The sequence below is a fragment of the Bacillus sp. UNC437CL72CviS29 genome (genome assembly GCF_000482345.1).
Taxonomy (GTDB): Bacteria; Bacillota; Bacilli; order Bacillales; family Bacillaceae_G; genus Bacillus_A; species Bacillus_A arachidis.
On sequence record NZ_AXVB01000005.1, the window covers coordinates 30,817 to 53,055 of the forward strand.

General features: G+C 33.7%; 20 protein-coding genes, 2 pseudogenes and 1 other annotated feature (1 of these 23 only partly in view). Of the genes and pseudogenes, 16 read left to right on the forward strand and 6 right to left on the reverse strand.

Features of this window, described 5'->3' with window-relative positions:
• Positions 1–218: a binding site (T-box leader), on the forward strand; it begins 10 nt to the left of the window's first position.
• Between the two features lie 228 nt (positions 219–446).
• The 3 genes from thrS (at position 447) to M014_RS0105330 (ending at position 5,323) form a co-directional block, all read left to right on the forward strand.
• Positions 447–2,372, forward strand: coding sequence for a threonine--tRNA ligase (gene thrS / locus M014_RS0105320; RefSeq protein ID WP_026590793.1), 1,926 nt, complete (start codon positions 447–449; stop codon positions 2,370–2,372).
• A 291-nt stretch (positions 2,373–2,663) separates the two neighbouring features.
• Positions 2,664–3,431 (forward strand): ABC transporter ATP-binding protein, encoded by a 768-nt coding sequence (locus M014_RS0105325; RefSeq protein ID WP_026590794.1) that lies wholly within the window; start codon positions 2,664–2,666, stop codon positions 3,429–3,431.
• Between the two features lie 11 nt (positions 3,432–3,442).
• Positions 3,443–5,323 (forward strand): ABC transporter permease, encoded by a 1,881-nt coding sequence (locus M014_RS0105330; protein WP_026590795.1) that lies wholly within the window; start codon positions 3,443–3,445, stop codon positions 5,321–5,323.
• Positions 5,324–5,502: 179 nt separating this feature from the next.
• On the opposite strand, the gene M014_RS0105340 is transcribed toward M014_RS0105330, so the two are convergent.
• The 3 genes from M014_RS0105340 to M014_RS26450 all read right to left on the reverse strand — a co-directional run bounded on the left by M014_RS0105340 (position 5,503) and on the right by M014_RS26450 (position 9,426).
• Entirely contained in the window at positions 5,503–7,203 is a 1,701-nt protein-coding gene (locus M014_RS0105340) for a pyruvate oxidase (RefSeq protein WP_026590796.1), read from the reverse strand.
• 78 nt (positions 7,204–7,281) lie between these two features.
• Positions 7,282–8,019 (reverse strand): ZIP family metal transporter, encoded by a 738-nt coding sequence (locus M014_RS0105345; protein WP_026590797.1) that lies wholly within the window; start codon positions 8,017–8,019, stop codon positions 7,282–7,284.
• 150 nt (positions 8,020–8,169) lie between these two features.
• Positions 8,170–9,426 carry a serine hydrolase domain-containing protein gene (locus M014_RS26450; protein ID WP_051588547.1) on the reverse strand — a complete coding sequence of 419 codons (1,257 nt, stop codon included), beginning with the start codon at positions 9,424–9,426 and terminating at the stop codon, positions 8,170–8,172.
• Between the two features lie 577 nt (positions 9,427–10,003).
• Between M014_RS26450 and M014_RS27900 the strand changes: the two are divergent.
• The 3 genes and pseudogenes from M014_RS27900 to M014_RS0105360 form a co-directional block, all read left to right on the forward strand.
• A pseudogene (locus tag M014_RS27900) lies at positions 10,004–10,150 on the forward strand (EamA family transporter); the annotation flags it as partial.
• Positions 10,151–10,236: 86 nt separating this feature from the next.
• A pseudogene (locus M014_RS30425) lies at positions 10,237–10,404 on the forward strand (histidine phosphatase family protein); the annotation flags it as partial.
• 143 nt (positions 10,405–10,547) lie between these two features.
• The gene (locus M014_RS0105360) at positions 10,548–11,021 is read left to right on the forward strand and encodes a GNAT family N-acetyltransferase (protein WP_051588557.1); all 474 of its coding nucleotides are present in this window, start codon (positions 10,548–10,550) and stop codon (positions 11,019–11,021) included.
• An 83-nt stretch (positions 11,022–11,104) separates the two neighbouring features.
• Here M014_RS0105360 and M014_RS0105365 read toward each other — a convergent pair whose 3' ends face one another.
• Entirely contained in the window at positions 11,105–11,680 is a 576-nt protein-coding gene (locus M014_RS0105365) for a histidine phosphatase family protein (RefSeq protein ID WP_026590799.1), read from the reverse strand.
• Positions 11,681–11,857: 177 nt separating this feature from the next.
• Between M014_RS0105365 and M014_RS0105370 the strand changes: the two genes are divergently transcribed.
• The 5 genes from M014_RS0105370 to M014_RS0105390 all read left to right on the forward strand — a co-directional run bounded on the left by M014_RS0105370 (position 11,858) and on the right by M014_RS0105390 (position 15,897).
• Positions 11,858–12,109, forward strand: a complete 252-nt coding sequence (locus M014_RS0105370; RefSeq protein ID WP_026590800.1) for a cold shock domain-containing protein — start codon at positions 11,858–11,860, stop codon at positions 12,107–12,109.
• Between the two features lie 69 nt (positions 12,110–12,178).
• A complete protein-coding gene (locus M014_RS0105375) occupies positions 12,179–12,688 on the forward strand; it encodes a GNAT family N-acetyltransferase (RefSeq protein ID WP_026590801.1) in 510 nt (169 codons plus the stop codon).
• Positions 12,689–12,956: 268 nt separating this feature from the next.
• Positions 12,957–13,106, forward strand: coding sequence for an aspartyl-phosphate phosphatase Spo0E family protein (locus M014_RS0105380; protein WP_026590802.1), 150 nt, complete (start codon positions 12,957–12,959; stop codon positions 13,104–13,106).
• A gap of 351 nt (positions 13,107–13,457) precedes the next feature.
• The gene (locus tag M014_RS0105385; RefSeq protein WP_026590803.1) at positions 13,458–14,858 is read left to right on the forward strand and encodes a protoporphyrinogen oxidase; all 1,401 of its coding nucleotides are present in this window, start codon (positions 13,458–13,460) and stop codon (positions 14,856–14,858) included.
• A 484-nt stretch (positions 14,859–15,342) separates the two neighbouring features.
• A complete protein-coding gene (locus M014_RS0105390) occupies positions 15,343–15,897 on the forward strand; it encodes a GNAT family N-acetyltransferase (protein ID WP_026590804.1) in 555 nt (184 codons plus the stop codon).
• A gap of 82 nt (positions 15,898–15,979) precedes the next feature.
• Here M014_RS0105390 and M014_RS0105395 read toward each other — a convergent pair whose 3' ends face one another.
• Together M014_RS0105395 and cspD are read right to left on the reverse strand one after the other, a co-directional pair.
• On the reverse strand, positions 15,980–16,165 hold the full coding sequence (locus M014_RS0105395) for a cold-shock protein (RefSeq protein WP_000286200.1): 186 nt from the start codon (positions 16,163–16,165) through the stop codon (positions 15,980–15,982).
• A gap of 88 nt (positions 16,166–16,253) precedes the next feature.
• Positions 16,254–16,457 (reverse strand): cold-shock protein CspD, encoded by a 204-nt coding sequence (gene cspD, locus M014_RS0105400; protein ID WP_026590805.1) that lies wholly within the window; start codon positions 16,455–16,457, stop codon positions 16,254–16,256.
• Between the two features lie 445 nt (positions 16,458–16,902).
• On the opposite strand from cspD, the gene M014_RS0105405 reads away from it, so the two are divergent.
• The 5 genes from M014_RS0105405 to M014_RS0105425 all read left to right on the forward strand — a co-directional run bounded on the left by M014_RS0105405 (position 16,903) and on the right by M014_RS0105425 (position 22,132).
• Entirely contained in the window at positions 16,903–17,805 is a 903-nt protein-coding gene (locus M014_RS0105405; protein WP_026590806.1) for a CPBP family intramembrane glutamic endopeptidase, read from the forward strand.
• Between the two features lie 473 nt (positions 17,806–18,278).
• Entirely contained in the window at positions 18,279–18,884 is a 606-nt protein-coding gene (locus M014_RS0105410) for a PRK06770 family protein (RefSeq protein ID WP_026590807.1), read from the forward strand.
• 158 nt (positions 18,885–19,042) lie between these two features.
• Positions 19,043–19,459, forward strand: coding sequence for a MarR family winged helix-turn-helix transcriptional regulator (locus M014_RS0105415; RefSeq protein ID WP_026590808.1), 417 nt, complete (start codon positions 19,043–19,045; stop codon positions 19,457–19,459).
• A 149-nt stretch (positions 19,460–19,608) separates the two neighbouring features.
• Positions 19,609–20,805, forward strand: coding sequence for an MFS transporter (locus tag M014_RS0105420; RefSeq protein ID WP_026590809.1), 1,197 nt, complete (start codon positions 19,609–19,611; stop codon positions 20,803–20,805).
• Between the two features lie 442 nt (positions 20,806–21,247).
• The gene (locus M014_RS0105425) at positions 21,248–22,132 is read left to right on the forward strand and encodes a GNAT family N-acetyltransferase (RefSeq protein ID WP_026590810.1); all 885 of its coding nucleotides are present in this window, start codon (positions 21,248–21,250) and stop codon (positions 22,130–22,132) included.
• Positions 22,133–22,239 lie beyond the last annotated feature (107 nt).

Sequence of the window (22,239 nt, forward strand, 5' to 3'; positions counted from 1 at the left end):
AGAAGAGGACACGAGTTATTTTTAACGGTTATACAGAGAAGGAAGGAATGCTGAGAACTTCCTAACGCAGGAAAATAACTTACCACCTTAGAGCTGCACTAGGGAAAATGAAAGTATCTAGTGCCGTGTAAGCGACGTTACCGCAAAAGAAGCCATTGTATGTTTAGTATGATGGGAATCTGGGTGGAACCACGAATATAAGCATATTCGTCCCTATTATTAGGGATGAGTATGCTTTTTTATTTTTAATTTTATAATAAGCGAAGAAAAGGACACGAGTTATTTTAAACGGTTGTACAGAGAAGGAAGGAATGCTGAGAACTTCCTAACGCAGGAAAATAACTTACCACCTTAGAGCTGCACTAATGGACTTAAGGTAAAAAGCACGCTCGTCCCTATTATTAGGGATGAGTGTGCTTTTTTATTTATGAAATGGAGCGATGAAAATGAGAGAACAGATGATTAAGATTATTTTTCCAGATGGTAGTGCCAAAGAATTTGTAAAAGGAATTACGCTAGAAGAGATTGCAGACTCAATTAGTTCGAGTTTAAAAAAGAAAGCAGTAGCCGGAAAGGTGAATGATCAATTATTTGACTTACGTCGAAATATCGAACAGGATGCAGAAATTCAAATTATAACTATGGATTCAGATGAAGGAGTAGAAGTTGCGAGACATACTGCTGCACATATATTAGCGCAGGCTGTAAAAAGAATATATGGCGATGTAAAACTTGGTGTAGGACCTGTTATTGAAAATGGTTTTTATTATGATATGGATCTTCCAGGTAGTATAGGTGTTGAAGACTTACCTAAAATTGAAAATGAAATGCAAAATATTATAAATGAAAACTTGAAGATGGAACGAGTTGAAATTACTAGGAAGGAAGCGAAAAAAGTTTTTCAAGATATAAATGATCACTTAAAGTTAGAGCTTTTAGAAGCAATCCCTGAAAATGAACTTGTAACAATTTATAAACAAGGAGAATTTGTTGATTTATGCCGTGGCCCGCATTTGCCGTCAACTGGTTACTTGAAAGCATTTCAATTAACTCATGTTTCAGGTGCATATTGGCGAGGAGATAGTAATAATCAAGTACTTCAGCGTATATATGGCGTTGCGTTTTCTTCTCAAAAAGAATTAGAAAACTATTTGCGGTTTTTAGAAGAAGCAGCAAAGAGAAATCATCGCAAGCTAGGAAATGAACTTGAGTTATTTATGTTCTCGGAAGAAGCACCAGGAATGCCCTTCTATTTACCGAAAGGACAAATTATTCGAAATGAATTAGAGTCCTTTTTAAGAGAAATACAACAAAAATACGATTATCAAGAAGTGCGCACTCCTATTATGATGAATCAAGGATTATGGGAAGAATCGGGGCACTGGGATCATTATAAAGATAATATGTATTTTTCAGAAGTAGACCACAAAAGCTTTGCATTAAAACCGATGAATTGCCCTGGACACATGCTTATTTTTAAAAATAAATTACATTCCTATCGTGATTTACCAATCCGAATGTGTGAATTTGGTCAAGTACATCGCCACGAATTCAGCGGTGCGTTGAATGGGCTACTAAGAGTTCGTACATTCTGTCAGGATGATGCACATTTATTTGTGACACCTGAACAAATAGAAAGTGAAATAAAGTCAGTGTTAAAACAAATTGACTATGTCTACAGAACATTTGGTTTTGAATATGAAGTTGAGCTTTCAACAAGACCTGAAGATTCAATGGGGGATGATGAGCTATGGGACCAAGCTGAATCGTCTCTCGAGAATGTGCTGAAATCATTGAATTATAATTATAGAGTAAATGAAGGAGATGGAGCATTTTACGGACCGAAAATTGATTTTCATATTAAGGATGCTTTACAAAGAAGCCATCAATGTGGAACAGTTCAACTTGATTTCCAAATGCCAGAGAAATTTGATTTGAATTATATTGATGAGAGAAATGAGAAAAGAAGACCAGTTGTTATCCACCGTGCTGTATTAGGCTCTTTTGATCGATTCTTAGGAATATTAATTGAACATTTTGGGGGAGCATTCCCGGCGTGGTTAGCTCCAGTTCAAGTAAACGTAATTCCTGTTTCTACTTTAGCTCATGATCAATATACAAAAGAAATGGAAGAAAAGCTCAAACAGGCAGGTATTCGAGTTAAACGAGATATTCGTAGTGAAAAATTAGGGTATAAAATACGGGAAGCTCAGATTCAAAAGGTACCATATGTTCTTGTTATAGGGGATAAAGAAGTGGAGAATGGATCGGTAAATGTGCGTAAATACGGAGAAGAAAAATCAGAAGTTGTATCACTAACTGAATTTATGGAAAACGTACAGAATGAAATTTATAATAAATGTTCTCAATAATAAAAAATCACACCGCTTATTAAAAGTGGTGTGATTTTTTATTACGATAAGCAAATTATTAATAGTTGTTTTCGCTTACTTATTCAAAATCTACCTTACAAAAATGTAAGGTGAATGTAAGATAAATCGCAGGAAAATTGCAAATAAAAGTGAGAATATTAAGAAATAAGGGGGCTTATCAATTTCGTTATAGAGGATAGAAAATTTAAGAAATATTAAGAATTTATGTAGGAGAAATCTAAGAAGTGTATGGCAAAGTAATGATATACAAAATGGGATGGAGTGATAGGAATGGCAACAAATGTAGTGACAGTAGAAAGTGTGGAGAAAACATATGGTAAAAGAAATGAAAGCCAGTCAAAAGCATTAAGAGGGGTATCACTCACGATACAAGAAGGGGAATTTGTTGGGATTATGGGTCCTTCTGGATCTGGGAAAACAACATTACTTAATGTAATTAGTACACTTGATTATGCAACAGGAGGAAGTGTGACAATAGCAGGCACAGATATTACTTCAATGAAGGGGAACGCTTTATCAGATTTTCGTTCTCAAAAACTAGGATTCATTTTCCAAGATTTTAATTTGCTTGAAAATCTCTCGATTTATGAGAATATTGCTTTGCCACTTTCATTACAAGGAGTGCCTTCAAGTGAGGTAAGCGGGAAAGTAAATGAGGTTGCAAAGAAACTGGATATTGTGGAGATTTTAACAAAGTATCCATCAGCTGTTTCTGGTGGACAAAAACAGAGAACAGCTGCGGCGCGGGCTTTAGTACATAATCCAGCTATTGTATTAGCGGATGAACCAACAGGTGCACTTGATAGCAAAAATGCAAAAAGTTTGCTAGAAGCGATGCAAGATTTACATGAAAATCATGGAGTAAGTATATTAATGGTAACGCATGATGCATTTAGTGCAAGTTATTGTCAGCGGATTCTGTTTATTCAAGATGGACTACTTTATAAAGAATTGAAACGCCAAGGAACACGTGAGGATTTTTATCAAGATATTTTGGGTGTGCTTGCTCATATGGGCTCAGCGGCTGAATCCAAGTAGGAGGTGAGATCATGTTATTGAAATTATCACGTCATAGTATGAAAAAAATGCTAAAGGACTATCTAGTTTTACTTGTTGGTCTTGTCATTAGTATAAGTATTTTCTACATGTTCCAAACGATGGCAATCAACAGTCAATTTACAAAAGATAATAGTATGATTAGTAGTATTCGCCTTGTATTTTGGGTCGGTGCGGTCTTACTTTCCTTCATTACGGTCTTTTATATCGTATATGCGAATTCCTTTTTACTTACATTGCGCAGGAAAGAGCTTGGTATGTATATGATGCTCGGTGCGAAGAAGAAAAAAGTAGCTCAGTTATTATTTATCGAAACATTCGGCATGGGAATTATCAGCATTATTATCGGAATTATTGTAGGAATATTGCTAGCAAGTGCAGCAGGAAATTTTTTAATGAATGGTTTAGAGATTTCGGCAAAAGGCTATGCGCCATTTTATATGCCTGCAGTTCTTGTTACATGTGGATTTTTCTTGGTCTTATTTATTATTACTGGAGTTATCAATAGTGTACGTTTATTGCGCAAAACTGAACTTGAGTTACTTCGTGAAGATGAAACACAAGATGAAATAGAAAAGAGTAAGCGCCGTGTTATCATTTTTACTGTAATGGGAGTACTGCTGTTAGGAACTGGATACTATTCTATCCTTCATATAGACAAGTTACGTGAAATAGGTTTTATACTAGCAACGGGTGCTACAACAATAGGGACATATTTTATTTTTAGTTCATTGCTACCATTGTTTGTGACACGATTAAAAAGTAACAAAAATCGAAATGAAACAGGTTTAAATAGCTTTACATACGCTCAGCTTCGTTTCCGGATCAACAGTCTATCACGGGTGCTTGGAACTGTAGCGATGCTAATTGCACTTGGTGCAGGGGCGATGACAGCTGGAATGGCATTTCAAAAAAATGTTGGTATTATGACGGATTTTTCTCGAGTCTATGATGTGACAATTCACGATCAGAATGAAAAAGATAAAGCTGCATTAAAGGAAATGAACATTGTAGAGCAGCGGACTTATAAATATAAAGTAGACGGGGAAGCAGTTTATTATTTACGAGACGATTTAACTGCAAAACCACCGCTCATTTCTGATCATCAAGATACTAAAAATGTAAAAGAGCCTGTACGTAAACGCGTAAAGGAACCTTTAACTGAATCATTATATACATCTATGGAAGCACCTGACGCTTCGCCTAATCTCCCGCGTATTCCAAGAGATTGGGAAGATGCGATTGTAAGAGAAATTCAAGTTACGCATAATCAATTTAATGGAAAACCTGTACGAATTGCAGATGACAATCAATATAAAAATATTCAAGGAACAGAACATAGTGTCACACTAGTACAAGTAGATGATTTACAAAAATATAAACCTTTATTAATGGATATCGATCAACGACAAAAAGAGTTAGTAGAAAAAGAAACAGGCAAAAAAATAGAATTATATACAAAAATGACAACTTACCAATTTATGAATAGTTTTATGAGCGGTACGATGTTCATGGGATTCTTCCTTGGAATTGCATTCTTAGCAATGATGGCGAGCTCTCTCATGTTTAAAATATTAACAGGAGCTTCTCGCGATGTACGTCGTTACGAAATGCTTCGGAAAATTGGAGTACGACGTAGTATGTTATCACGTAGCATCTATAAAGAGATTTCATATCTCTTTATTTTCCCAGCTATCATTGGTATTGCACATGTTTTAGTAGGGCTTAACTTGTTCCGTCTCTTCTTAGTTGATCCATTTGTAAAAGTTTGGATGCCGATTGGGATTTTTCTTATTATTTATGTTGTCTATTACTGGATAACGGTGCAACTGTATAAAGGAATGGTTTTGCCAAAAGAACAAGTTTCAAAATAATGCTAAATGAGGTGATTTACTGGAAAAGTGAAAAACGCGCTTATGAAGGATAAGCGCGTTTTTTCATCAAAGTGCAAGAACAAGTACAAGGTGGAAGAAAAGATTTTTCTTTTCAACAAGAAGTATCTAGATAAAAAAGATAGATGAGAATAATCTGTTCTCATCTATCTTTTTTGATTTTATAAAGGTGGTAAATCAATTTTTCCTTCTTCGAACAACTCTTTTAGCATGTGTTTCGTATATCCAGCTGCTTGTCCGAATGTAATTTTTGCAGGCATTGGTGCTTCATTTACGTCTACTACTACATCAATAATACAAGGCTTATTTTGCTTAACAGCATTTTCAAAGGCAGGAAGTAATTCATCAATATGTTCTACTCGGTATCCAACTCCGCCACATATTTCTGCATATTTTGCAAAATTAGGATTTGTTAAGTCTGTACCAAATTCAACATTTCCCATTACTTCTTGCTCAAACTTAATCATAGCGATTTTATTGTTGTTTAAGACAACAACAATAATTGGTAACTTATATTTTACTGCAGTGACAAAATCATTCATCGTCATTCCAAATCCACCGTCACCACAAATTGCAAAGACTTGTTTATCTGGATAGGCAAGTTGCCCAGCAATTGCGCCAGGTAGACCACATCCGAGTGTAGCAAGCCAACTTGAGATGATGAATTGTTGGTTCGTCATCCGAAAATGACGGGCAGCCCATACTGTGACATTCCCAACATCAACTGATAAAATGGCATCATCATGAGCAACATGTTGCAAGGCATGCATAACTCTTTGTGGTTTGATTGGAGTGGAAGAATCCTCTTCTTGGTTATGCAATTTTTCTTCCCATTTTTTCATCAATTCTTGATGATGCTCTAGGAATGAATGATCGTTATGCTTCTCCACATTTTCTAAAAACCATCTCAATGTTTTATCTGCATCACCAGCTAATCCGATGTCTGTCGCATAACGCTTTCCGATTTGTGTAGGATCTGTATCAATATGAAGCGTCTTTGCTTTTTCGGGTAAAAAGCCAGTGAAAGGGTAAGAAGTTCCGACCATGATTAATGTATCCGCATTCTTCATTGCTTCGTAAGACGGTTTTGTCCCAATTAATCCTAGTCCGCCTATACAGAGAGGATGTTCATCAGGAATAATTCCTTTTGCTGGTAGTGTTAAAACAATAGGGGCACCAATATGTTCTGCAAATGTAAGTAAAGATTCCTTCGCATGTTTTGCCCCTTTTCCAGCTAAAATAACAGGTTTTTTTGCGTCATTTAATGCAAGTTTTGCCAATTTTAGATCCTCTTCTTGCGGAAAGAGTTCGGGCAATGTAAAAGAAGAACTTGTTATACGTGCCCCAGCTTCCACTTCAAACTTCGGAACATCATCTGGAATAGTAAGAACAGATACACCTTTCTTTGTATATGCCATCCGAATCGCTTGGTTTACAACGGCAGGGAGTTGTTCAGCTGACATAATTCGTTGATTATAGACAGCGACATCATCAAACATTCTTTCTAAGTTTACCTCTTGGAAAAATCCTGTTCCGAGTAAATCAGATTCAACTTGCCCTGTAATTGCGAGAACTGGCACTTGATCTAGTTTTGCATCATATAATCCATTTAATAAATGGATCGCTCCAGGACCAGCAATTGCCATACAAACGCCGAGTTTACCTGTTAATTTTGCATAGGAAGCGGCTGCTAAAGCACCAGCTTCTTCATGACGAACTTGAATGAATTTGATTTTGTCTTGTTTCTTTCGAAGCGGTTCAATAATAGAATTGATTGAATCCCCAGGCATGCCGTAAATGTGGTCAACGCCCCAATCGATAAGTAAATCAACAAGTGCTTCACCGGCTGTTTTACGAAACATAATAAATCCTCCTTATGCATTGAGATACTATTATGTTTTGGATAAATAGGTAAAATATACAAGAAATGAATCCTTATTTTAATGATGGTCAGCGAAAAGAATAAAAACGGTTATGAGTAAAAATCCACTAATAGACCAAGAAAGGAAGGGGAGAGGAGAAAGGTGTTTCTTAGCCTTCCATAACATCTCATGTATTGTGACATAACCTAAAGAACCGATTGCACTCCCCATTATCAGCCCTTGTAAGTGAAGTGCTTTCCCGTGCATCATCACCCCAAAGATTGTACCAGTACCGAGGATAATCGATAATAACAAGATTGTTAATAGAAATGAAATATATTTATGCTGTGTAAATAGAAAAGGAATGATTAAAGCTAATCCTTCTGGAATATGGTGTGTGACAATCGCAAATAAGAACGGAATTGCAGTTTCGTCATGATTTGTAAAAGCAGCTCCTAATGCAATACCACTCGGCATATTGTGAATAAAAATAGCGAAGGAGAGAAATAAAAAAGTTTGCCATGCTTGCTGGTCTTTTTTATGTATGATAGGGTGATGGCAATAATTATCAAGTAAACTCATAAGTAATATACCAATGGTAATGCCGAGCGTGGGGCCAATGATTTCATAGCTTGAAAAAGTTTCTGGAATGATTTCTAGCGATAATAACCCAAATAAAATGCCTCCACATAGCGCGTATAAACGATGCATTTTTTCTTCGATAAGTTGACGTGTGACAAGTCCAACTGCGCCACCTAATAGTAATCCACCAAACGAAAAAAATGTAACGATCATTGGAAACCATAGTCGCTCCATATAATCACACTCCATTTTTCTAGCCTTCATTTTCAGCTTACTGTGTGAAAGAAGAGATTAGTCCAACTTATTTGGAAGTAATTTTTTATATAACTTAAATCTGGTAATGATGATGTATGTAATAAAAGGTTAAATTTCTTTAAGATCAATCTATTTAGTAACATCTGATATCACTGTCAATAAGGCATTGGGTGATTTTTGGGATTGTGAAATGGTGTCATAAAATGCCTTTCGAATAGAAGTTTCTCGTGGGTCATCAAACATTTGCATACCAACGCGTGTCATTGCATAAGAAAAACCAACTCGATTGATTGGATCTGCGAAACATAAAGAGCCACCCGCACCTGGATGTCCAAAACATGAGGAATTTCCATAGTGAGAGCCTGTTTCTAACGGTTTGAAAAAGCCTAATGTAAAAGCGGTGTCTACGGTTTGTACAACATCACGCCAACAACCGTTCGTTTGTACAGGTGGTTTCGATAGTTCACTTAAAGTATATGGGCTTAAACCTAATATGGGGCCACCATTAGCAAATTCACTATAGATTTTTGCCATATCACGCACTACACCGATGCCATTTCCAGATGGAAATTCTATTTCTCGTAATTCTCTTTTGTTGAAGTTATCATGTGCAAGTAATCCTTTTGGATCCACCATGCTACGCTTTGCTAAGGATTTTGGATTCAAAAAAGCCCATAGTAAGCTTTTTGGGAAAGAGCTAAAGCTTTTAAATATGTCAAAGATAGATTGGATTCCCTTAATAGTCGCTATACGTTCATTTGGCAGTGAAGTGGGTATACCAATATACATTTCTGCTTGTAAAGGCTGTGCAATCTCTTCACTAAAAAATTGAGTCAAATTTCTTCCTTTTGGATCTACATGACGAATTAATTCACTTATATACCAACCGATTGTCCATGTATGGTAGCCATGTCTTGTGCCGGGTTCCCAAGCTGGTTTCATGGTTTCTAAATAAGGAGCAACGTGCTTCGTATCAAAATCACCAAGTGTATATAATGGTAATTTGTTAATACAACATAACCCAGCTTGGTGTCCAAGCAACTGCCGGACTGTGATGTTTTCTTTTCCATTTACTCCGAATTCGTTCCAATAAGTAGATACTTTCTCTTCGTAATCGATATAACCTTTTGAATGCGCTAAGGCCAATGCAAGACTAGCAAATCCCTTTGTTGCAGAAAAAATGAGAATTGCTGTATCTTCTTGCCAGCGTTTTTTTGTATGATGGTCACGATATCCGCCCCATAGATCAACAACGCACTCATCGTTATAATAGATGCAGCAAGCAGCTCCTAATTCTTCACGGTTTGTAAAATTCTCTATAAATGCATGTTTAACTTTTTCAAATCCAGGTTTGACGAAACCGTCAATATGAATGGTTTGTTCCATCGTTGTATCCCCTTAGTGTTTAAATTATAATATTTTAAAATATTGTTATGTATATTAATACTCCACTAAAATATGTAAATCCTTTTTGTTTAGTGAAGGAAAGGAGATTGATATTAAAGATAGAATATATATTCAGTTGTGGAGAGAAGGGAAAAGAGTAACCATGCAAAGTAACACATCTTTTTGTAATTAATAAAAAACGCACCTTGTTTATGTAGGTTTACAGCTCTTGTAGTAACAGTTACTTTTGAAATCGTTCAGAATGTGAGACACAAAATGAGAAAAGGTTTAGGTTAAAAGGGGGATTCTGGGAACACTGTAATAACGATAAAATCAGTTGATAAAAATGGTAAACTCGACATAGAAATTAAAGCTAACACATTTTCATATTGAAATGCCAAACTCTTTGTTACTGAGAGTGAATCATTATTAAAATCACTTCTATTATGCTTTTAATAGAAGTTTACTTAAAAGAAAGTATATCGGTAAAAAGATGATGAAATAAGAAAGTGTTGGCCTCATTTTTATTAAACAAATAGATGTTTTAGTTGAATAAATCAAAGAAAAAAATCGATTTCTTTCCATAGGTATATTAGGAGAAACAATCGGAACTTGTATCCTTGCATATTACATTTTGGATGAGACTATTTCTTTACAACAAGGTATAGGTATTGTACTTATCTTAATTGGTCTAACGTTATTTCTATTACAACCAAAGAAATAACGAATCATAGGATTATGGTCTATTGTTGTTATTGATTACTGAAAAATGTTAAGATTATAAAAATAAATCAAGGGGAGAGTCTAGAAATGATTTATGTGATTAGACATGGACAAACAGATATGAGGAAAGAATGAAGACTTCAAGGGAGGCTAGGGTTGCCATTAAATGAATATGGCATAGAGCAAGCAGAGTATTTAAGAGATAGGCTTAAAAATATAAAGTTTGATTATGTATTTTCCTCATCACAAGAAAGAGAATTCTAGATAAAATATTTCATTTTAATATTCTTTATTTTGTAATTATTTATAAACATAAATAATTACTATGCTTTTTTATTAGGAGGGGATTTGTGGTGAATATAGTACCAATACAGAAAGATGAAACTCTAATTATAAACATGTCCAAACTGTACTGCATGGTGCATGAAGGAAAAGATTTTGATGAAATGGTAGAAAGAATTACAAGACATATAGATTATGAAAATTTCAAGGGTATAGTAGCTATAAGTGATGAGAATGAAATTATCGGTTTTGTTTATGGATATGAATCTTTAGAAGGGCAGTACTACAATCATTTGTTAAGGGAAGCATTAAGTTCGAAACAGGTGGATCGATGGTTACATGATTGTTTTGAATTTGTTGAATTAGCGGTCCATTCCGATTATCGGAAAAAAGGAGTGGGAACTGCATTACATAATAATTTATTAGATGGAATATGCAATAAAACTAGTGTTTTGACGACACAGGTAAGTAACAATCATGCTCGTTCGTTATATGAGAAACTAGAATGGAGTAATATAATGGAACCATTTCATCCAAGTAAAGATGATGTTCCTTATGTTATAATGGGAAAAGATTTAAGTACTGTATAATAATTGGCATCATATTTAGTAAGCAACTAGAAAATAAAAAAGAAGACCTGTTGCTAAAGTCTTCTTTTTTAAATATTAAACATTTAATCTAAATGCACCGTGCAATTATATAATTCTGAATCCCAGCCATTTTCTAGCTTTTTAATTTTAGTTATGGATGTATTTTTTGGAGAATCTGTCGTGCTCAAATGAGGCACTAATTCTTTAAGAAGATGCTTAATGTATGAGCCATGACTAACGATTAAGATGTTTTTGTTAGGGTGTTTATATGTAATGTCTTCAATAAACGGTAAAGCTCTCGCTTTAACACTGTCAGCACTTTCAATTCCTAAATCGAGTTCTCTCCAGCTCTTTCCCCATTTCGAAATTCGCTCTTCTTCAGTTGTTCCTTCGATTTCTCCACCACCCACTTCACGAAGTCTAGGGTCTAAATGGATTTCTATATTTTTAATGCTTTTTCCTATTGGTTCGGCAGTTTGCTTTGCTCTTAGTAAATCACTAGAATAGATTAAATCCCAATTTTCTGTAGCTAAACGTTCTGCTAGTTTATAAGCATCAGAGAGTCCGTCTTGATCAAGTGGGATATTTGAATTACCTTGAGCTCTCCCTTCTTTATTCCAGTGTGTGCTGCCGTGCCGAATGATTCCTAGTGTTGTCATTTTGTATCCCCCTTACAATAATAGATTTACCTTGGTAATTATATAATAATTCTGAAAAAAAGTTCAACAGATTGTAAATAAATATGGACATGTGAGAGCGGAAGGAGTAGCGTTTTCTTTTTACAGGATGTTTCCTTATTTTTTAGCCTAGATTTTAGAAAATGAAGGGAGATACAGATGAAAGAAAAATGCGAAGGTATTGTGGAATGGTTTAAACAAGATGAAGGCTATGGGAGTATTTTAATAGATGGAAAAGAGGATAGTCACGCTTTTGTACACTTTAGCTCAATCGCACCTGATTCAAGCAGGTTTCCAGATGGTTTTAGATACCTTTTACAAGGGCAGAGAGTTTCATTTCATTTAATTGAAATGCCAAAGTTAAATGAACAATCAAAAACTGCTAGAAATGTTGTAATTCTATCAAATTAACCATGTTCAAGTAGGATTTTTTTGTATTATAAAGAATCTTTACTGTATGGATTGGAAGGGGAGAATAAGATGGAAGTTATAATTCGTGCAGTAGAGATACAAGATGCTAAAGCAATTCATCGTATATGCATCCAAAATGATGTTTTACCTTATATGGTTTTCTTACCTAGTATGCGAATAGATGCGATGGAAAATAGAATTCGAAATTTAGCGCCGAATCAATTTGAATTTGTTGCAGAATATGACGGGCAAGTAGTAGGATTTGTTGGTTTAACGCAAGGACAAGGAAGAAGGTCACATTCGGGAGATTTATTTATCGGTGTAGACAGTGGATATCATAATAAAGGTATTGGAAAAGCTTTATTAACAAAAATGCTGGATCTTGCAGATAATTGGTTAATGCTAGAGAGAGTAGAACTTGGTGTTTTGGAAATAAATCCTGGTGCAAAAGCACTATATGAAAAGTTTGGGTTTAAAGATGAAGGTATAAAAAAGGGGAGTTTAAAATCTCACGGTAAGTTCATTGATGAACTCATGATGAGTCGTTTTCGGCCAAATGGTTTAATTGCACATACGTAAAGATTGGATAATTACAAGGAATTTACAAAAAGATGTATAAAGGACATAAAGCATGATATAAGATGGTCATGCTTTTTTGTTGCGGTGAGATTGTTAAGTAGGATATGTTGGTTGTGCGATGAAGTGTAATTTTTATTTTGACATAGTATATAGTTCCACTCATTTGTTTTTAAGATGTCATATTGAATTGAAAATGAAGCTTTTACTTATTATGTGAATACTCTATACTAGAGTACATACATTTTAAATTGGAGCGATTAAATACGATATGGAGCTGAGGAACTTAGAGCAAATCATTGAAATGAAAAAAGAAGAACTATTTACGCTAGTATCTAATTATGGATTTCAACATGAAGAAGTACTTACAGTAAGTCAAGAACTAGATAAATTAATTAACTATATAATGTTATTAAAATAAGAAGCTATTATAATTTGTAGTGAATGCCATTTTTCGTAATATAACATCAACGTTCTGAACCTCATAATACACAAAGAATATAGAATTACATTCATTTTCTCGTATGGATAACACTTGAAAAAAGGTGAGTATCTTTTAACAATTCCTTATGAATTGATTCCCTAGACAACTATAAATATTAAAATAAAGAAAATTTCAATATTTAAACAATTAAATGTTAGACATGTTAAAAGTATATGTGGAAATAATATGTACATTTTAAGAACTTTATTAGCTGCTAGTCGAGAAAGTGAATTTTTGGTTATAATAATAAAGGAATTTATTATCGTATCGGTTAGGAGCGCAGCAAGTATGAAAACAGTTGTTGTCATAGGTGGAGGGATTACAGGTCTTTCTACGATGTATTACTTAGAAAAACTAAAAAAGGATTACAATATAGATTTAGAATTAATCCTTGTAGAAAAAAATGAATATTTAGGCGGGAAAATTCACAGTGTGAAAGAAAAAGATTTTATTATAGAAGCAGGGGCTGATTCAATCGTTGCTCGAAATGAAAATGTTTTGCCCTTTGTAAAAGAGTTGCATTTGGAAGAGGAATTGGTATACAACGAAACGGGTATTTCTTATATTTACTCAAATGATATGTTACATCCGATTCCTGCTGACACAGTATTTGGTATACCAATGAGTGTAGAGTCGCTATTTAGTAGTACGTTAGTTTCAACGAAAGGCAAAATCATTGCACTGAAAGACTTTATTACAAAGAACAAAGGTTTTACGAAAGATACCTCACTTGCTGTATTTTTAGAAAGTTTTTTAGGGAAAGAGTTGGTTGAGAAACAAATTTCTCCAGTTCTTTCGGGAGTCTATTCCGGTAAATTGAACGAGCTTACAATGGCATCTACATTACCATATTTACTTGATTACAAAAATACATATGGCAGTATTATGAAAGGGTTTGAAGTAAATAAAAAACAATTTCAGGCTGCTGGGAATAAGAAGTTTTTATCTTTTAAAAAGGGTCTTTCTACGATTATTAATCGTTTAGAAGAAAAATTGACTGGGACAGACATACGAAAAGGAGTAACAACGACGAATGTAAAAAGAGTCGACGACGGATATGAAGTTTCTTTTTTGAATCAAGAGACAATAAAAGCGGATTACGTTGTTTTAGCTGCTCCACATGATGTTGCACAAACAGTATTAAGTTCTAATGAATTAGATGATGATTTCAATAAGCTGAAAAATTCCTCTCTTATTAGCATTTATTTAGGGTTTGAAATACCTGACGAACAATTACCTGCAGATGGTACGGGTTTCATTGTTTCAGAAAATAGTGATTTACATTGTGATGCATGTACATGGACGAGTAGGAAATGGAAGCATACATCAGATAAACAAAAATTATTGGTAAGAATGTTTTATAAAAGTTCCAATCCTGCTTATGAAAAAATGAAACAAAAAAGTAAGGAAGAATTGGTCCAAGTTGCTTTATCTGACATTGAGAAAAGCCTTGGGATTCAAGGGAAGCCGCAAACTGTTGAAGTTACGGGCTGGAAAGATTTAATGCCAAATTATCATTTAGAACATAATCACGCAGTTCAATCTTTAAATAAGAAATTATCAGCTGCTTTTCCAAATATGTATCTAGCTGGGGCTTCATACTATGGCGTAGGTATTGGAGCTTGTATAGGAAATGGAAAGAAAACAGCAGAGAAGATTATGAACGCATTGAATAACCGTACTGAGTAATGTAACCTTTAATATTTTTTGACAAAATCCCCTTCTAGTAAAAGAAAGGGGATTTTGTCTGTTGTTACTAAAAATTGTACATATCGTTTACTATTTAACTTTGATTAGAGTGTCTGCACGTGTAGTTTCACTGTCTGTAACTATTTTTTAATAGTCTAAATCATTTTTTAAATCAAATACCTATAGCATGAAGACAGAAAAATCATCAAAAAGGGAAATGGATAGTTTGAAATATTTATATAATATTTTTATTTGTAAGCAAAATTCAATTATGTTAAAATGTCTGAAAGATAAAAATTCTGATTATTATTGTGTTAGGTTTAAAACGAATGAAATATTGTGTATAAACCGAATAAATTAAGAAAATCATTAAGGAGCCTGATTCATGTATTTTGAAAACAGGTTTTTTTATTTATGGTGAATTTTCCAGTAAGAGAAGATTTTTCTGATATAATAAACGAGTAGAAAGAAGAGGAGGGTTTTAATGACATTTCCTGTTTTAGAAACAGAACGATTACGTTTAGTTGAAATTGATCAATCTTATTGTCAAAAAATATATGAAATCTTTTCGCTTGAAGAAGTAACGCGTTATTATGGAATGAATTCTTTTACAGAATTTGGACAGGCTTCACGTATGATTGAGTCTTTTTCAAAAAATTATTTTGAAAAACGTGCAATTCGCTGGGGAATTGTATTGAAAGAAACAGGTACGCTAATTGGTACAATTGGATTGAATAATTTACAACTTTGGAGTAAACGTTCTGAGATTGGATATGATTTACATCCTTCTCATTGGGGAAAGGGCTACGCATCAGAAGCTGCTAGAAAAATCATTACTTATAGTTTTCAGGAATTAGATTTATTTAGAATTGGAGCAATTACATATCCTGAAAATGTCATCTCATGTAAGATGCTATCCAAAATAGGATTTCAGAAAGAAGGAATACTGCGCGGATATATTCAACAAGGAGAAAAACAACATGATGCGTGTATCTATTCTATAATACGAACGGATTTGGAAAGGAACCATGATATATAATATGCATGGTTTTTTTCGCATTAGTTATGGAAAGGAATAATAAAAATCCCTCTCATCCAAAGATAAGAGGGATATGAAACCATTAACCTAATTTAGGCAATAAACGTTCTCCGCTTTTCATGTTACTTTTACATAAAGGGCATTTTGGCTCTTCTTCAAATGAAAAGTTCTTTCTCATCCATCCTAAACAATCCTCTGATTCGCATTCCCAAACAGGGGTTTGTTCTGGTGGTACTTCGGCTACATCGTTCTTTCGATTGCGATACATGTGACCACTCCTTTTATGTAAAAATTTTTAATTATATATTAAAAAGGTTGTTAACCGTGCGATGGTAACAACCTTTTTATTGTTTAAATTATAGCTTTACAACGTTTTTAGCTTGAGGTCCACGGTTGCCTTCTTCAACTTCGAAGCTAACTTCTTGACCTTCGTCAAGAGATTTGAAACCTTCGCCAGTGATAGCAGAGAAGTGAACGAATACATCGTTACCGTCTGCAACTTCGATGAAACCGAAACCTTTTTCGCTGTTAAACCATTTTACTTTACCTGTTAATGTCATGGTAAGAGCCTCCTAAAAATAAGAAAAATAAATTACAATATGATCGGTCTTATTTCAATGAAAATAAAAATTCACATATTATCAAAAATCAATTATGAATACGTATTATCCTTAATAGATGCTTGATAATATGCAAAGTGAAACGTCTATAAATTTGACCTTAAGACCTATCTTACAACAAATGGTGAGAAATAGCAAGTGCTGGAAGTAAGTGGAGTAAGGGAGGTGCTTCAATCACGCTACTGGTACAGTGATTGGATTGTATTTTATGTTTTTAAGTTCTTTATTAATTAGGTATAAAAATAGGTCTTTTCAATGTAGTATGCCTAGTATAAAGTGCCTCAGATGATTAGGAATGGTATTTCTTGTTGCCTTCTTTTTATTGAATATAGTAAATTTAATGTAAAATAGGAAGTGTTTGTAAGTGGTGGAGGGAGGAGTAGTTTTGAATAATAGTCGATTTAAAACAATTAAAGCAGCCAAGGAAGGGCGAAAGAAAGTACATCCAATTTTAGCAGTAATATTATCGGTTGTATTTTTGACTCTTGGCGAATTGTTTATGGTATTTATATTATTTTTACCGAAAGCAGAAACGACATTTATGAAGGGGATTTATGATAATGTAAGGATGTTATTGACATTTGGTGGAGCGATTTTAATTGTATTTTTATGGGTTCGTTTTGTGGAAAAACGTCGATTTTCATCAATTGGTTTTTGGAAAGATAATGCTTTGAAAAAATATTTACGTGGAGCTTTCATTGGTTTTATATTTATAACAATACCAGTTTTAATTTTAGTTTTAAGTGGTTCTGTTACCTTACATGTGCAACAGATTTCAAGTACATTCATATTAGGAATATTAGGTTCTTTAATCGCGTTTTTGGTACAAGGTGCCGCAGAAGAAATTGTTGTACGCGGTTGGTTATTTCCAGTTATTTCAGTTAGAAGTCGGATATGGATTGGGATTGTTATTACATCATTTCTCTTTGGATTTCTCCATCTGTTAAATCCAGGCATAACAATTCTTTCTATATCAAATATCATATTAGTTGGTGTATTTGCAGCGTTCTATGTATTAAAAGAGAATAGCCTTTGGGGAATATGCGCTTGGCATTCTATATGGAACTGGGCTCAATATAATATATATGGTTTTGCGGTAAGTGGTACAACAATATACTCTACACCTTTGTTTAAATCAACAACAAGAGGACCAGAATCGTTACATGGAGGAACTTTTGGAATTGAAGGAAGTGTAATTACAACAATTATGCTTGCGGTTGCCTCAATAGTATTATGGAAACAACTGTGGGGCAGACGATCGAAACAGCATAATATGGATAGTTTGTGATGAGGGTGAAAATTCACCGCAAGTATCGAAGCCGTGATCGGATTGTTTGGTTTTTTATTGAGCGAACATAGTGTAATAATTGTCAAAAATCCATATGTCCTTGGTCCAAATTTGTAATAGCATCGCCTATCATATATTTAAATGGATTTAAAATAAAAATGCTTTTCTAATTCAATTGATTTTAAATATAGGTAGGATAAAGCTAATCGTATTTTGCTGAAAAGAGATAGAGTGCGTGAAAAATAATTGAAATTTTAGAAAATTTAATTCTTTTTGTAGAATAATCTTGCAATATGAAATGGAATAGAAATACAATAAAAGGAAACATAGGGGATGAACTGATAAAATAATACTTTTGGGGAGAATTTTTATGAAAAAACATCTTCAATGAATCATTTATAACGAGTACATTTAAAAAATGAAATCACTAGAAGGAAAATGAGTGATGGAATGTTGAGGGGGGAATGTGTTCAATGAAAACACTATTAAAAATACTAGGGATAATTGCTGGGATGGCAGTAATTGGCGTGGCACTAACTTATGGAATCTTGTACTATCTCAATAATAGTAAGCCAACCGCTAAAAAAACATCAATTGCAGCTCCAGCAGTGGAAGTATTAGCTGATAGTAAAGTAAAAACAGAGAATGCGAAAATTTTAGAAAATGGGAATTATTCATTGCCGAATAGTGATTTTAATAAAGACTTTAAGTGGACTGATGAAAAAGTACAGACTGCATTACATGAAATGGCACATCAAAAAGTAAAAGCAGATCAAAAATGGGGTTATATTTTTATAACACAAGAACGAATTGAAAGTTTAATTGAGATTGTTAAGAGTGGAAATATGAATCAAAAAAGTGCATATATAGGTATTTTAGAAAGATGGAAGCAAGGAAAATACGAGAAAGTTGATGCTGATCATAATACGATTTGGAAATTACAAAGCGGTAACCTTGGTGAAGGTAAGGGGATAATGTCACAGGATGAGCAGAAAGATTTGATTAATAAAGTCTTCATGAAAAAAGAGACATTTTCAGGAAGTACGTTAATAGCGGGTGGGGAACAAGGGGAAAAATAACTTGTAAAATATACATAATTATATTGAAAATATTAGATTGTTCAGACCTTGTCTTGGTGGAGAAATATACCAAGGCAAGGTTGTTTTATTTGACATATGAAATATATGAGAATAAGATTCATATATGAAATAAAAAAGAAAGGCTTTTTCAAATGGATATGAAAAAAAGGGAATTATACGGAAGTATTCGAGATGTTTATCATCAATTGCAAAAAAATTTGGATAAGGCGATAGAAGAGTATGATATAAGTTATGTCCAATTTGGTGTAATACAAGTACTTGCGAAATCCGGAAAGGTATCGATGTCGAAGTTGATTGAAAACATGGGATGTGTTCCAAGCAATATGACCACCCTAATTCAAAGAATGAAGAGGGATGGATATGTTGCAACGGAAAAAAATCCAAATGATCAACGGGAAACACTTGTTTATTTAACTGAAAAGGGAGAAACAACTAGAGAGCAAGTCGATGGGAAGTATGCAAAATTTTTACAAGAAAATTGCAGTTGCTTTACTGATGAAGAAGAACGAAAGCTGCAAGAACTATTATTAAAATGGAAGCACCATTTAGTATAATTACGGTATAAGAAAAAGTGTAACATCTTCTGTTACATTTTTCTTTATATAAATCATTCATATATGAAATAAAAATATATATAAAGTTTGAGGTGAAAGGACAATTTTAGTAATTTATTTCATATATGAAATAAAAGTGGAGGAAAAAGATGAAAGGAAAATCAATGTTGTGTATTTTAGCGGTTATTGCGTTTTTTATTGGTTTAGATGGTTTAATCGTTTCACCATTATTGCCTGTGATTTCACAGACAACAGGAATGCCTGCTGAAAAAGGAGGGCTTTTAATTACAGCCTATGCACTGTGCTATGGGATAGCGGCTCCATTTTTTGGACCATTGTCTGATAAAGTAGGGAGAAAGCATTTGATTGTTATAGGGCTAATTATTTTTTCAATCACTACATTTTGTACTGGGCTTATGAATCGTTTTGAAATACTCTTATTGTTCCGTGGATTGACTGGTTTATCAGGTGCGATGATCATGCCAAGTGTATTTGCACTAGTAGGAGATAAAGTACCATACGAGTCTCGCGGAAAAGCGATGGGAATGATTATGGGAGCGATGATTGGATCAACGGTATTAGGCGTGCCTATCGGTGCGTTTTTATCTGAGGTAGGAAACTGGCAATGGACATTTTATATCATTGGATTACTGACTTTGCTTGTTACGATAATTGCAAGTCAATTGTTAGAAAAAGAGGTACCGAAAAATCAATTATCAGTTTCTGCACAGAAAGCAATGATGAAATCATATAAAGTGATATTCACGAATTTTTCTATTTTCTTTGCGTTATCAGCAACACTTTTATGGACTGTTGGCTTACATGGTATGTTCTCATACATAGGTGTGTATTATGAAAGAAATTTTGGATTTACAGTTGGACAGATTGGAATTGTAATATTCTTTGCTGGTTTAGGGAGTGTAATTGGTAATATAGTTGGAGGGAAATTAGCAGATAAAATAGGGAAAAAAATAGTGGTTTCCATTGCGGGTGTTATCGCTTCAGTTAGTGTAATTACATTTTCACTCTATATTGATAATATCAAAATCGCGATTATGGCACATATGGTTTGGAGCCTATTCATTGGATTTGGTCAAGCATCACTAACAGCTTTGATTTCTGAATTAAGTCCAGCAATTAGAGGGACAATTATGGCGTTGAATAGTTCTGCAATGTATATTGGAATGACGATCGCTTCGAGTGTTTCATCGTTTACCTTGAGTAAAGGGTTTCCATTTGTTACTTTAGGGATTATTTGCGCAATTGCTAGTTTACTTGTTTTGCCGATGATTTATTTTCTTGTTAGGGAAAAGACTATGTCTAATAAAAAGGAAAGAATCATGTAAAAGGGAAAGTATACCTATCAACTTAAACATATTCTCAAATGAACAAGGTGAGTTGATTTCTTGCGTAAAGGAAAATCAACTCACCATCTTTTTATGTATCTGGCTATTTGTAATCGTCTTTAAGATATAGAGAAAAACAGGGAAGATGAGCAGGTGATAACTATTCAAAAAAGTCTAATTTGGCAACTAGAAAAACATTGTTATCTAGGAACAAAGATTCTATGGAGCAAAAAACATCAAGAATAAAAAATATTCATTTGATAGGATTTAGATAGATTATAAAGAGGGAAAAAGGAGCGGATTTGTCCTTAAAGTTATATTGAAACTCTTGACTTATTTTGGTATATTTTGTGATAATATGTTGAGTTAGAAGTGAACTTCTTTGATTTAAACACAATAGAAAACGATTACATTAATAGGAATGAACTTATGGAGGAACAATATGGGGAATCTTATTCTTTCTGAAAACTTTTTGATGGAAGAACCGAAAAAGGAATTGTTGTTTCAATTATTTGAAGAGGTGTTTCATATTCCTGTTCAAACGTTGCAAAACTTTGAATCCAATGGATTTTGGGATGCTACATACAAACCTTTTTCTTATTTACAAGAAGGGCAAGTAATTGCAAATGTGTCGATGTTTGCGTTACCAATGTTTATAAAAGGAGAGCAGATTTATGCAGCTGGTATTCAATCTGTCATGACACATCCAAAATATAGGAGAAGAGGTTTAATGAAGCAGCTTCTTGGTAAAGTATTACAAGAAATAGATAAACAATATGAATGTGCAATGTTATTTACAGAGAAACCGGAACTATATGAACCATTTGGTTTTCGAGTTGTACAACAACATCTGATGACGTTATTATATGATAAAGTTCAATCTCGTTCATCTTCACTTCGAAAATTAGATTTTTATAATGAAGAAGATATGCAACTTATAAAAGAAATAATACAAAACGCTCAACAGCTTTCGATGGAATTTTCACCATTAAACTATCAGTCTTCTTTTTATTTTAATATGTACGATGTGAAATGGAATGAAAAACTATATTATTCAGAGAAACTGGACGCACTTATTGTATTTGAAGTGAAAGATCAAGTGTTAAAATTATTTGGTGTTTTTGCACAAATTATTCCGATTTTAGATGATGTATGTGCCGAAATAACTGAACCATTTACAGAGATTGAATTTTACTTTTATCCTGATGAATTAGGTATTGAAGAGGTAGCGTGCAAAGAGTTTCAGTCTGAAAAGTATTTAATGATTCGCGACAGTGAAAAGTTTGATTTGAATCGATATAAGTTTCCAATTTTAACAGAATTTTAAATAGAATCTTAATCTATAATTAATAACTAGTTACTTATTTTTATAAAAAGGAGCATCTGTTATGGATGCTCTTTTTTGATGTGTAAACAGTAAATTTAATGCTAGAT